Here is a 12,422-nt window from a genome sequence, read left to right on the forward strand (position 1 = left end):
ATTTTATATTAACCTAAGCTTCTCTTTGTACTTATTGCCTTCCTAAACTAGCGTATTTTCAGCCTTCTACTTGCTCTTTCCACTTATCAGACATGACATTATTCATTGACGGTGATGAAGGGGTTTGTCTGTGGGGCAGTTAGAGAAGATCAGTAACCCGTTTCAGATAAAGAAGAAAGTCCAATTTGACTTGGGGCATTCTTCTTTATTATTGTCGAAAAACCATTAAGAATGTCGTAGATGAACACTCTCGAGGCAGAGAAAGAGTGATTACAGTCTTCATAGTTATAATGAACGAGGCCGGCCCCGTTTCGTAATCCGTAGGTTATGTTTGGTTACACTAAAAACCAAATACAAGCTACATACGAAAGGAGCCGGTACCATGAAATATGACACAAAATACGTAGGTTTAGACGTTCACAAGGAAACAATCTCTGTCGCTGTTGCTGAATCTGGCCGGCAGCTCATCGCATCCTATCTCGAGTACCGGTTGCGCAAGGCCCTGAAAGAGACGGGGCAGGCAGTGCGACTGTCCGGCAACAAGAAAACAGACCCTCTGTGCAGACCATCATGGAGATCTTCTGCCTGATCGAGGTTTTGATCGCCGACGTCACGCGCTACTTTCCAAGAAACCTGCTGTTTCAAGCCGTTGGAATAGTGGAGTGGGCCGGCTATGACCCTGCCAAGGTTACTTGGAGCCGCTTCAATGCAATGTTGTTTAAAGCAAATCGTATTTTACAGACATAGCTTTTACCCATTCTCTCTCTTGTGGGTGGGATGGGCGGGTATGATAACCGGTCTAGCAAAGGGTTTCCAGAACGCATTGGAAGGCCAAAGCTTCCTTTTATAAGGCCTTTCGATGTCGCGTTTTCAAAGATCGTTGGTGGTGAAGCTCTAAGTACCAGGGTTTAATGTCATCTCATCGTGAAATAGTGAAAAAGGGTAATCGGTAATCTTTAACACGCAGAATGCGAGTTATTAGATGATCTGATTTTGCTGAATCAGTACTTTCTGAAGCTCGGAAATACTCACCTCTCTCGGTTTTACACCCGACTTTATTGCTAAAGTGGCAGCGGTCCCAGCAGCTTGTCCCGTCAAGATACAGGCTGCCTGTGAGCGAGTGCAACCTTGCGCAATATGATCTGCAGATACACATCTGCCTGCAACCAGTATATTATCCAGCCCTTTTGGGAGCATGATACGGTAGGGAACGTGGAACCATCCTTTTCCCCCGACTTCAAGCAGCATAATCTCCTTTTTTCCGGCATTTTTATCATGTACATCAACTACGCTACCATAGCGGCCAATTCCGTCTTCAAATGCCTTACCGGACAGCACATCTTCTGAGCTGAGGAAATAATCACCTATGATGCGCCTGGTATCCCGGATACCAACGAAAGGCGCGGTATATCCAAGATAGGAATCCTCGAATCCGGGAATATACTTTCGATAGAAAGCAGCCATCCTAACCGCGATATCCCTCATTGCTATCGTTGCCTTTGTAAGTTGCTTACGGTCGGTGGCATCGACATTGTATGCCATGTCAAGGTTGGCGGAAACGATGTTGTAGCGCATTTTCCCGTTCTTGAACTGTGGACGGATCATATAAGTAAGAGTTTCCAGAACAACCTTCTCTGCGTTATAGGGTATAGGGTACTCACCTTTTTCCAGGGCTTCCCTTATCTTTGCCTTGAATGGAATCAGGGTAAGGGGCTTGCCCTCTTCCTTAAGCTTGGCAATCTTATCAACATAATCTCGTCCGATATCATTGGCAGCTTCTTGCATATACTTCAAGGTTCTATCAAAATCTATGTTACCGATAGTGAAATACAGGGTGAGAGGCTGGCAGTGGCCGTCATCGGGATTTCCCAGTTCAAAACTGGCTCCGGCATTGGCACATACATCCCCGTTACCGGTAGCGTCAATGGTTACCTTGGCGGCAATCTCTATACGTTCCTCAAGATTTTCGACGACAATTCCGTCTACCGATTTACCTGACTTTAGAACGTCCGTCGTCTGGGAGTAAAACCAGACATCCACCCCTGCTTCTACAAGCATTTTTTCTATAACTACCTTTGCCATTTCAGGATCAAAAAACTGTCGAGCTGCTGCCTGTCCTCTTATTCCCCATGCAGAACCTGCATCTATCATCCGGTCAACAAATTCCTGGGCAATGGAATAAACAAGCTGCTGATCGACATATGAACTTTCATACGCTGCGATCTTAAGTTTTTTGTCGTTTGCATCACTAGGTCCTTGCATGTGGCGCATGGAACGGATCATATTGACCATGCCACCAGAAAGAGTACCACCCAGATAATCATGCTGTTCAATCAGTATAACCTTAGCACCGTTTCTTCCAGCTGCAATGGCGGCTGCAAAACCCGCAGTTCCTCCCCCGACAACTACGACATCGGTTGCAACTTTTTTAATCTCTTTTTTCAAAGTTTTAATCATCGGTGTGCTCCTTTCTTTCCCATTGGTGTTCGGTTAACGAACCAATATGTTGTAATACACCCGGAGTTTTTCAAAGTTTATTGAACTGTAAGTCCTGGCTTCAGCGGCGGTAGACCATCCTCCCGAAGCCAAGGCTCGGTGGCATTGTTGAGCATCACTCAATTCACTCAATATATGAGATGTCATTGCCCCCCACTTACCTGTTCTTACGTGGCAATGTCCTGCTACATTTGAATGTCACTCAAATCAGGTGTGTTACCGATACTTCTTTTTTTGAACAGGCTAATAACAACCATGGCAAGCAGGCTTGCCAGCAGACCAACGTAAAGCGGATCCAGGCCTTTGGGGTAGAGAATGTGCCAGGCAAGGTCCGCCACCGGCCCCAGAACGGCTGCCATGATTCCGGCCCACGGGGTTACCCAGCGACGGAAAAACAGGGCGCCAATCATAGGAACCATGGCTGTGCAGCCTCGCAAGCCCATGGAAAAAAAGCTCCAGCTAAGAATCATGGACTTCAGGTTGCCGCTGACAAAGAAGATGCATAATGAACTCACCACAAAGACCAACAACCGCTGTACCAAAATCATCTCGCGGTCTTGAGCCTGAGGACGGACCAACTTTTTATAGATATCCTTGGCCAGCATGGTCGCCACACCAAGGGTCAGACCGGACCAGGTAACGAGAATGGTGACAAAAAAGACCGCTATGAAGATCCCTGCCACCAGGGGAGGGAAAAACTTCATAATAAAGATCGGCAACACTTGGTCTGACGGAGTGTGTGGAAAGTTGGCACGCATGAACATGCCTACCAGGACACCACCAAAACCGCCCAAGGCAATCAGAATGCCGGAGATCAACGCTCCATTGCGGGATTCTTTAACCGTTTTGCCGGAAAGGATCGCCTGAACGTAAGTCTGAGTAGTAATAACTCCTACCACGAGGGAAAATAGATTCCCAAAATCCACTTTAAAACCACGCCCAAAAAGCGAGAACCAGGGGAACGGGGGAAACTTTGCGGTCAGTCCGGAGAGACCGCCAACCATATGGTAGGCCATCGCTCCGGAAATCACAACGGCAAGGAATACCAGGACGATTTTAAGCACCCCGATGAGACCGGCACCCCACACACCACCGTAAAAGACGTAAATCAGCACAAATACGATTCCCACCAGCAGAGCCGGTATCGGACTCATCCCAAAAAGGGAGCCCAGCAGGGCCACTATCGTCAGACCTTGCGCCACGATAGCTAGAAAGGTTCCTATCGAAGAGAAGATGCTGGCAATTGGGCCAATGGTGTCACCGTACGTGCCCACCAGGAACTGCGGGATTGTTGCCACAGCGCTCTCGCGTAACCGCCGGGACATCGTCAGCGCCAGGATGACCACGCCGATACCACCGCCAAGAGTAAACCACAATGCGTCAAGACCATTCGTAAAAGCCAACTGCGCAGTGCCGAACGTGGAACCACCTCCAAAAAAGGTTCCCATCAGGATTCCTGCCACGGTCGCCGAGCTTGCCCGTCGTCCAGCCACAGAAAAATCTTCCTCAGACTTAACCAGACGCGCGGCGTATAACCCTACAATAGTAAAAGCGATAAGAGTGATAGCTATACCGATGATAAATCCAGGAGTAAACGTCATTTTCACTGTTTTTCTACCTCCTATGGCATAATAGTAATTTCTTTGGCCAAAGCAGATTTCGCAGCACCGGCGCTATAGCCCCGTACTCTCTTCCTTTTCAAACGCAGCGAAGCCCTGGCGAAGCGAAGTTTTAACCCCAGCACTCTTTCAGCAGTCGAATCACTTATAAACGGCAAATGGCGTTTTCTTTAAGGGCTTTGAGCAGGTACTGTTCAGGATCTACTCCGCCTTGGACGAACCCGTCCAGTTTGATGAACCTTACTTTAGCGACTTTTTCCCCGAGGACAACGGCATCCACTCCTAAAGCCATCACGACGCCGTTTGTTTTAAGCCCGGAGGTTACATCCGTCACTTTAAAGAGGCTGTTATCCAGGACGACGACTACATCGGGGGTCGTATTGTCGGCGGAACGTTCTATGATGGCACTGTTGGAGACTCTCACCGTGGAGTTCATCGGCGCTCCGGGACGATTAGCCCCAAAACTGTCAAAAACCTGCACATGTTTGCCTTCGGCCATCAGTTGTTTGCCAATCGTTCTGGTTACTTTACCTACGGACTGGCCGTAACGACCCTGAAATTTAATTTCTACCATCCTATCTCACCCCTCTCTCCCGTAATACTTGTTGATAGATGTCTGAAGTTCGGCCGTTTGTTCGATAGTTACGTTTTTAAAACGTTCCTGCGCTTTCAGATAATCCGCAACGGGAATAAAGGGCGGCTCGTAAGTGCGCCTTCTCTTACCTTCGTCAACCTCAAACAATTCCCACATCCCGCATTCTGACGCTTTTCTGGCGACTTCCACCGTTTCTTCCGGTTTGATTCCCCAGCCGCGGTGACAGGGAGCAAGGATATGAATGTAAGAGAAACCTTTCTTAGAAGCTGCTTTTTGAAATTTGTTCATCAGGTCTTCCGGATAAGCAATGTTGGCGCTGGCTACGTAATCAATTCCATGGGCTTCCATGATGGCGAGCATGTTTTTCTTTTTGACTTTTTTGCCGAGTGATCCATTGGATGTAATCGCATACAACGGAGTCTGGCTTCCGGTCTGTCCCCCTGTATTCATGTACATTTCATTGTCGTAAAGTACATGAATGATATGCTCTTGGCGCTCGGCAGCTCCCGACAGGGACTGGAATCCAATGTCGGCGCTCCCGGCGTCTCCGGCCCAAGATACGACATTGACGTCTTGAATCCCCTGGATCTCCAAAGCTGCTCTGATCCCTGAAGAAATAGCCGGTGCACATTCAAAAAGGGTGTGGTAAAACGGCACTTTCCAGGTTGTTTTCGTGTTGTTTCCGCCAAGGGTTGCCATACAGGAAGCAGGAATGGTGATGATCGTTCTCTCACCAAGAACCTTCATGGCTTGTCTACCGGCAATCGCTGCCCCGCAGCCTTTGCAACCCACGTTGCCTTGACCGAATAGTTCTTCTTTGGGCAGGTTCTTGTAATCAATGGTCACTGTTCTCCCCCCTTTCTTTACAGCCCGATCCATTCGGATCTGTTTTTACTCGTTTCGCTGCTTTCCGTATGATCAATGGCCTCCTTGATTTCCCTAACACCGCATTTGCCTCCGCCAAGTCCCAGGATTGCGCCGTTAATCACCATGTTTCCTTGGCCGTAAAGGTTTGCTTTGATGTCTGTAGCCAGAGCGCCGCCAACGCCGAAGACAATATTTTTGTCCAGGACCGTAACGTATTGCACATTCTGAAGTATTTGCCCGATCGCTTTTCTGGGGAATGGCCGCCAAGTTTTGACTTTGACGAGGCCTATTTTCTTGCCCTGTTTTCTCAGTTCATCTACCAGAAGTCTAGCCGTACTGACGATAGAACCCATGGCCACGACGGCATGCTCGGCGTCTTCCATCATATAGCCTTCCACCAGACCGCAGGAGTTCGCGCCGAACTCCCTATTATACTCGGCAGCTACCTTGGGAATCAATTCCAGGGCTTGTTCCATGGCTGCATTCTGAATGTATTTATAATCCATATATACATTAGGACCGGCAACCGTGTTCACACCGCGGGGATTGGTTACGTCCAGGGCAGGCATCCGTTTCAGAGGAAGGAAGGCGTCCACTTTGGCCTGGTCCGCCGGAACCATGACCTCTTCCAGGGTATGGGACTGCAGGTAGCCTTCATAGTTGACCATAACCGGGGTTCTCAGCTCTTCGGCGATTCTGAAAGCCTGTATGGTGTTATCCAGAACATCCTGGTTGTTTTCCGAAAAAAGTTGAATCCAGCCGCTGGCGCTTTGGGCCACCACATCGCCGTGTTCCGGAAAACGGCTGTGCGGAGCGGATAAGGCCCTGTTAGCCACGCCCATGACGATGGGCTGTCGCAGTCCCGCCACATGATAGACGACCTCCGTCATAAGCAGCAAACCTTGGGAGTTTGTGACCGTATGGCTGCGGGCACCGGCTAAGGACCCGCCGAGGACTGAAGCCAGAGCACTGTGGTCCGATTCTACCCTGATAAATTTACAGTTTAATTCCCCATCGTCGATATATTTGCTTAACCTTTCCATCGCAGGAAACGCCGGCGTAATGGGGTAATAGCCCAATACTTCAATTTTGGCAAGTTTGGCTCCAAGAGCGGCAGCTTCACTTCCGTTAATTAGTACTTTGTTCATTGTTCTTTCAACCCTCTTTGCCTAAAAAATTCCTTTGGGACCGGTGTATTCCGGTACCATTTGAATGCCTTTACTTTCCTTGGCACAAATTCCGCAACCCTTACAAAGCTTATAGTTAACTGTTACGCCGCTTTCCTCAAGCATAATCGCTCCTTCCGGACAATATAGCGTAACAATCGGGTTCACTTTTGCCGGCTCAGTGATTTCCGGGCGAACTATTCTCCACGTTTCATAATTTGCTGCTGCTCCAAGAGCTCCGGGATCACCTGACGGTACGACCGGTAAGTTTTTGACTGCCATCTTTTCCACCTCCTCAAATTCTTGTACTCTGACGCTTGATATAACATTGCCATATGTCCCCAACCTCTTAGGTGGCGGTTTCAACTTTAACAGTCGGTGGGGGTTCAATCCCCCTCTGACCGGCGATGTTAGGCCTAATTGCTATTGCTCCGCTGCGCTACGCAATTGGTTTCACAATTACATGAACTAGTCGCCGTACCATAAAAACTAATTGCTTCACATGTTGCGCAATTTGGGTACCGGACAGGCACATGGCGTTCAAACTCCGCTTTGCTTAGGCTCCGCTACGTTTGAATATGCAAGTGTCATGCCAAGAGTTGTGCGAGACCAAAAAACAAACTGAAAAAATGTCATAACAGCCGCTGTAAACTATCTTCATTAGTCCATTTCACCTGGATGCAATTGAGCGTTTGTTAAAAACAAAAAACGCTGGCGTTTCATATTTAAACATCAGCGTTTCATATTTAAACACCAGCGTTTCACCAAGCGTTCACTTCTAATTTTTCAGGTCAAAACTATTTCCGTTTTTTCCCTTAAAAGTTTTTCTGCAGTCGCCTCCAGAGGGTTGTCCGGCTGATCCCGAGCCTGCGGGCAGCCTCCACTTTGTTTCCATAACATTCTTTCAATACTTTTTCAATAACTTGCCTTTCAGCAAAACTTATTTTTGCTTCATCCATCTCTTGTCGGACATCTGCTGCGCTGCGGCTCAAGGTAAGTTCGGGAATATTCTCCTCTTCCAGCAACAAGGCGCCGCGGACACTAAGCGGGTCAATTTCTCCGAGCCAGGGTCTCATGGCAAGACGTTCCATCGTATTGCGCAGTTCACGAATATTTCCCGGCCAATCATAATTCAGAAGTATTGTTTCGGCTTGAGTTGAAAAACGCCCCAAAGGCTTTCCCTGGCGAGAACAGAATTCTTCCAGAAAGCCTCTGGCGATAAGTAGAATATCTTCGCCTCTTTCTTTAAGAGGCGGAATCTTCAAAGATAATACATTTAATCTATAAAAAAGGTCTTCCCTAAATTCCTGCTCAGTAACCATTTTCCTGAGATTGCGGTTGGTTGCGGCAATTAAACGAACATTGACGGGCATGATGCTGCTATCCCCAAGCCGCATAACCTCACCTTGCTCTATTACTCTCAGCAATCGGGCCTGAAGCATGGGTGACATTTCTCCGACTTCGTCCAGAAAAAGCGTACCGCCGTGGGCCGTTTCAAACATACCCGCTTTTCCGCCTTTACGAGCTCCGGTAAAAGCCCCTTCAACATAGCCAAACAGTTCACTTTCCAGCAAACTCTCCGGCAAGGCCGCACAATTAATCGCAACAAACGGTTCATTCTTTCTTTGACTGGCGTTGTGAATGGCATGGGCAAACATTTCTTTACCGGAACCGGTTTGTCCATAAATCAAAACCGTAGAGTCCACGCCGGCGTACTCCTTGGCTAAAGCAGCTGCATTTTTGACAACCGAGCTTCTCCCTAGAATATCGTCAAAAGTATACTTGGCCACAAGTCCCCGCTCTGCCAGTTGCCTTCGTACTTTCCCCTCCAATTTCAGCAGTCTTTCCAACTGCTGAAAAGTTGTAACGACTCCTTCAACTTTGTGATCAACCACAATCGGCACCCTGTTGGCGACAACTTTGGCGTTTCCGATTTCCAGAATCTCGCCAATTTCAGGTTGTTTTGTTTCCAAGAGTCTTTGGCAATTCGCCGTGGGGATAACATTTGTTATATATTTTCCTAAAGCTTTTTCGGCCTTCCAACCGAACATCTTTTCTGAAGCTTTATTAAAAACAGTGATTTTCCCTTCATTATCCAGCGTGATAATTCCATCGTACGTGAACTCCAGAATGGCTTTGAATTGTTCCGCTTTTTTCATTTCCTGTTTACGAACGGCATTCACCCTACGTGCCTCGTCTATCGATCTGCGCACTGCATCAAATCCTGAAGATATGACAACTGAAGCTATTCCCTGTCTGTGTGCTTCATTGGCCATAGCCACTTTGCCCATGACGACATCCACGCCATGCCTGCGAAGATATTCAATTCCTTTACTGACTTCCTCGAGTTCGTTGCCGCAAGTATATTTGACAATTTCATCCTGGACAACATCCTCAAAGGAATCAAGGCCGGAAATCACTTCCTCGACATCGACAATTCCCACCCTCTGTCCCATTTTTTTGGCTTCAAAATAAGCCCGAATAATATCGTATCCTCCTATGGAGACATCTACTGTAGGCAGTTCGATACCGGAGTTTCTTATCTTCCAGGTAGTAATACCACGGCTGACCAAGACATAAAAACCATGTCTATCCGCTTCCCAGGCTCGTTTGACAGCCTCGTCCATTCTTGCAACCTCGATTGCGACATCAGTGGACCCGGTACATATTTTCTGGGCGACTTGTGCTATTTCCGGATAAGTTGCTAAAAACAAAATCTCAGACATCATTTCACTTCCATGTCCCAGAGATCTTCGGTTCTACCACTCCAACCATCGCCTGGGAGTCCCCCACCTTTTGTCTTTTCTATTAATTCCAGAAGGTCCTTCGTATTCCTTGCAAAACGGCTAATACTTTCTACTATGACCGTATCACCTTTTCTTACATACTCAAGCATCTTTTGAAGCTCAGGTCTATTGGTGTTCTTTCCACTAACCTTATCTATGTAAACTTCATCAACTCCCAGCTCCGGCATTAAAACTTCTTGTCTAGCAGTATTTTGTTCACTAGTTGATACTCTAACATATCCGATTTTCATAGAATCACCCTCTATTGTTGATACTCTAATTATACCAATTTATTTCAAAAGGGTAGATTAATTATCTTGAAATATACCAAAAATGTTTTGATGATTCTAATGAAACACTGTAAGCGTCGAGAAAGCTTGGCGAAAAGAATAATATAGCTTTAGGCTTTGTTTTACTTGCGGTGTATTGTGCGGGAGTAGCTGTTGCTCCTGAGCCCATATGGTTCTTTCCGCTCCAAATTGTTGGTGGGTTTGGTGCGGGCATACTTACAGCAATCCTTATGGCAATTGCCGTCAGGGGCTTTGACGCAGATAAAAAATCTACGGCAATGGGTTTTTACCAATCAATATATTCGCTCGGTATTACCTTTGGCCCCATAGTTATGGGTATCCTGGTAGATCATTCATCTAAAATTTTCTCATTTTCGGTCATGGCTGTATTCGCCCTGGGGTGTTCAGTTTTTGTGTTGACAATGTATAAGTTTAGTACTCTATTTAGAGAGGCTTAACCGTAGACAATCTAAATAATGATCTGATAAGTCCAGAAAGAGTCTTAAACACTTCATTGTCCACAAAGTGTCTAAGACTCTTTATTACGGGTAATTTCGTTATTCCAAAACCTGCAAACTCATTTTATACTCATAAATCAATTCATTAAATTCTTCTGAAGACCCATTATCCTTGAGCAGTACCTGTGCTTTTTGCAGCAAACGTTTATGTACCCCTTCTCTGGTGATTAAAAAATTGATCATTCTTTTCATATTTTGGTCTGAAGTTGATTCTAAATGTTGTTGATACAGAAGGGCGGCCCGAGCTTCTGCCTGTACATCTACCTGCAGCATGTTTATACAGTCAACACTTTGATCAATATAGTTCAATACCCATGGAGCGCCCTGAGAATTGACACAATTGAGCGGTGGCCCTCCCAATTTAATAATGGCCACAGAAATCAACTCCATATGCCCTAATTCTTCTGCTGCGATTAAGCCAAGTAAGTCTCGAACATATCGATTGGTCATATTGGAACGATGATTTAAGTACTGGATCGACGATGACAGTTCACTATTTCGCCCTGCATAATGTTCGAGTAAAAGCTTTGCGAATACTGGATCCTGACGTTCGACATGTATCGGATAAAATAAATGTTTTCGATAATGAAACACTTTCATCCCCCCTCCTAATAGGGCGCCTTGCCAATATTATATGGAGGTAAGGTCTCGATGGTCACAACCCAATTATTCAAATTCCCGCAATAGAGTGAAGAGAAAAATAAACTCACTTCATCAAATCTATAAGAAAACCGCCCAGATGGACGGTTTTGCCTAAAAACTATTAATCACTTTGCATTTTTATGATTCCTATCCAATTGACCCGGTCTCTAGTCCCTTAATTCCTATATCTCGTCTAAAGTGAGCTTGAGGAAAATCGATGGTCTCCACCAAAGTGTAAGCCTTTTCACGTGCCTGCTGAATTGTCTGTCCGGCAGCTGTGACTCCTAACACACGGCCACCTAAACTTTCGAGGTTTCCAACGTTCATTCTAGTGCCCGCATGAAAGATCACGGAATTCTCCTCAACAGACTCAGGCAGGTGGATCGGTAAGCCTTTCGGATAGGCTGACGGATAACCCGGAGCAGCCATTACGACACAAACTGCCGCCTCTTCTTTCCATTCTAACACCGCTTCAGACACACGACCTTCTGTACACTCCCACAAAACAGGCAGAAGATCACTATCCAGACGTTTCATGACAACTTGTGTTTCCGGGTCACCAAAGCGAACATTGTATTCCAGCAGCTTCGGGCCTTGCTCCGTGAGCATAAGTCCCATAAAAAGCACTCCTTGAAACGGGGTACCACGTTCAGACATAACCTTTAACGTTGGATTGACAAGATCGCGCATGACACGTTCTTCAAGCTCAGTAGTCCAAATCGGAGGGGGGCTGTACGTTCCCATTCCTCCAGTATTAAGGCCCTTGTCGCCGTCCAGGGCACGTTTGTGGTCCTGAACCGGGACCATAGGCCGAGCTGTGATACCGTCGGCAAAGCAGAGCAAACTGATTTCTTGCCCTTCTAGAAATTCTTCAATGAGCAGCTTCTTTCCCGCTGCGCCAAAGTTCCCATCCATAATCTCATCAACCGCCTGCAGGGCAGTTTCTAAATCCATGGCCACGATAACGCCTTTACCGGCTGCTAAACCATCCGCTTTTAAAACGCAAGGGGCTCCCAGAGCCCGAATATAAGTTTTGGCCTGATCGGGATTTTCAAATACTTCACACTTGGCAGTCGGTATCTTAGCGCTTTCCATAATAGCCTTAGCAAAGGATTTACTTCCCTCTAACTGAGCCGCGGCTTTCGTCGGACCGAAAATCCTCAGGCCTGCCTCTTGAAAAGCATCCACAATCCCAAGGCTTAGAGGATCTTCTGGCCCAACCAGAGTCAGATCAATACCTTCCTTTAAGGCAAATTCCACTAATGATGAGATATCTTGAGCTGGAATGGGAACATTCCAAGGCTCTGTACCGGCATTTCCAGGCGCAACAAAGAGACGTTCCAGTTCCGGACTTTGTGACAGTTTCCAGGCAAGAGCATGTTCTCTGCCGCCGCTTCCTATAATTAATACTCGACGTTTATTCACCGACTCACCTCTTCTCAA

12 protein-coding genes and 1 pseudogene are annotated in these 12,422 nt (G+C 46.7%); 2 read left to right on the forward strand and 11 right to left on the reverse strand.

Annotated features, from left to right (window positions below; genetic code table 11):
* Nucleotides 1–558: 558 nt before the first annotated feature.
* The gene (locus VZF35_RS09590) at nucleotides 559–747 is read left to right on the forward strand and encodes a hypothetical protein (RefSeq protein ID WP_407313091.1); all 189 of its coding nucleotides are present in this window, start codon (nucleotides 559–561) and stop codon (nucleotides 745–747) included.
* Between the two features lie 231 nt (nucleotides 748–978).
* On the opposite strand, the gene VZF35_RS09595 is transcribed toward VZF35_RS09590, so the two are convergent.
* From VZF35_RS09595 to VZF35_RS09635, 9 genes are all read right to left on the reverse strand, one after another.
* The gene (locus VZF35_RS09595) at nucleotides 979–2,457 is read right to left on the reverse strand and encodes an FAD-dependent oxidoreductase (protein WP_407313093.1); all 1,479 of its coding nucleotides are present in this window, start codon (nucleotides 2,455–2,457) and stop codon (nucleotides 979–981) included.
* Between the two features lie 224 nt (nucleotides 2,458–2,681).
* Nucleotides 2,682–4,097 (reverse strand): sodium:solute symporter, encoded by a 1,416-nt coding sequence (locus VZF35_RS09600; RefSeq protein ID WP_407314561.1) that lies wholly within the window; start codon nucleotides 4,095–4,097, stop codon nucleotides 2,682–2,684.
* Between the two features lie 20 nt (nucleotides 4,098–4,117).
* Entirely contained in the window at nucleotides 4,118–4,273 is a 156-nt protein-coding gene (locus tag VZF35_RS09605; protein WP_407313094.1) for a hypothetical protein, read from the reverse strand.
* Complete coding sequence (locus VZF35_RS09610; RefSeq protein WP_407313096.1) at nucleotides 4,261–4,689, reverse strand: 2-oxoacid:acceptor oxidoreductase family protein; 429 nt, start codon at nucleotides 4,687–4,689, stop codon at nucleotides 4,261–4,263. The genes VZF35_RS09605 and VZF35_RS09610 overlap by 13 nt, the downstream gene beginning before the upstream one ends.
* 6 nt (nucleotides 4,690–4,695) lie before the next feature.
* Nucleotides 4,696–5,556, reverse strand: coding sequence for a thiamine pyrophosphate-dependent enzyme (locus VZF35_RS09615; RefSeq protein WP_407313098.1), 861 nt, complete (start codon nucleotides 5,554–5,556; stop codon nucleotides 4,696–4,698).
* A 17-nt stretch (nucleotides 5,557–5,573) separates the two neighbouring features.
* Nucleotides 5,574–6,725, reverse strand: coding sequence for a transketolase C-terminal domain-containing protein (locus VZF35_RS09620; RefSeq protein ID WP_407313100.1), 1,152 nt, complete (start codon nucleotides 6,723–6,725; stop codon nucleotides 5,574–5,576).
* A gap of 21 nt (nucleotides 6,726–6,746) precedes the next feature.
* Complete coding sequence (locus VZF35_RS09625) at nucleotides 6,747–7,025, reverse strand: 2-oxoacid:ferredoxin oxidoreductase subunit alpha (RefSeq protein WP_407313102.1); 279 nt, start codon at nucleotides 7,023–7,025, stop codon at nucleotides 6,747–6,749.
* Nucleotides 7,026–7,558: 533 nt separating this feature from the next.
* Entirely contained in the window at nucleotides 7,559–9,469 is a 1,911-nt protein-coding gene (locus VZF35_RS09630) for a sigma 54-interacting transcriptional regulator (protein WP_407314563.1), read from the reverse strand.
* Nucleotides 9,469–9,780 (reverse strand): recombinase family protein, encoded by a 312-nt coding sequence (locus VZF35_RS09635; RefSeq protein WP_407313104.1) that lies wholly within the window; start codon nucleotides 9,778–9,780, stop codon nucleotides 9,469–9,471. Before VZF35_RS09635 ends, VZF35_RS09630 begins: the two co-directional genes overlap by 1 nt.
* Before the next feature lie 131 nt (nucleotides 9,781–9,911).
* On the opposite strand from VZF35_RS09635, the pseudogene VZF35_RS09640 reads away from it, so the two are divergent.
* Nucleotides 9,912–10,277 (forward strand): annotated as a pseudogene (locus VZF35_RS09640) (MFS transporter); the annotation flags it as partial.
* 99 nt (nucleotides 10,278–10,376) lie between these two features.
* Here VZF35_RS09640 and VZF35_RS09645 read toward each other — a convergent pair.
* Nucleotides 10,377–10,931 carry a manganese catalase family protein gene (locus VZF35_RS09645; RefSeq protein ID WP_407313106.1) on the reverse strand — a complete coding sequence of 185 codons (555 nt, stop codon included), beginning with the start codon at nucleotides 10,929–10,931 and terminating at the stop codon, nucleotides 10,377–10,379.
* 195 nt (nucleotides 10,932–11,126) lie between these two features.
* Nucleotides 11,127–12,404, reverse strand: a complete 1,278-nt coding sequence (purD, locus tag VZF35_RS09650; protein ID WP_407313107.1) for a phosphoribosylamine--glycine ligase — start codon at nucleotides 12,402–12,404, stop codon at nucleotides 11,127–11,129.
* Nucleotides 12,405–12,422 lie beyond the last annotated feature (18 nt).

The organism is Desulfosporosinus paludis (assembly GCF_045689965.1).
Lineage (GTDB): Bacteria > Bacillota > Desulfitobacteriia > Desulfitobacteriales > Desulfitobacteriaceae > Desulfosporosinus > Desulfosporosinus paludis.

Excerpts from the sequence above, each read along its gene's own strand:
- VZF35_RS09595 (WP_407313093.1), bottom strand. The coding sequence starts at position 2,457 with ATGATTAAAACTTTGAAAAAAGAGATTAAAAAAGTTGCAACCGATGTC.
- VZF35_RS09600 (WP_407314561.1), bottom strand. The coding sequence starts at position 4,097 with ATGACGTTTACTCCTGGATTTATCATCGGTATAGCTATCACTCTTATC.
- VZF35_RS09610 (WP_407313096.1), bottom strand. The coding sequence starts at position 4,689 with ATGGTAGAAATTAAATTTCAGGGTCGTTACGGCCAGTCCGTAGGTAAA.
- VZF35_RS09620 (WP_407313100.1), bottom strand. The coding sequence starts at position 6,725 with ATGAACAAAGTACTAATTAACGGAAGTGAAGCTGCCGCTCTTGGAGCC.
- VZF35_RS09625 (WP_407313102.1), bottom strand. The coding sequence starts at position 7,025 with ATGGCAGTCAAAAACTTACCGGTCGTACCGTCAGGTGATCCCGGAGCT.
- VZF35_RS09630 (WP_407314563.1), bottom strand. The coding sequence starts at position 9,469 with ATGTCTGAGATTTTGTTTTTAGCAACTTATCCGGAAATAGCACAAGTC.
- VZF35_RS09635 (WP_407313104.1), bottom strand. The coding sequence starts at position 9,780 with ATGAAAATCGGATATGTTAGAGTATCAACTAGTGAACAAAATACTGCT.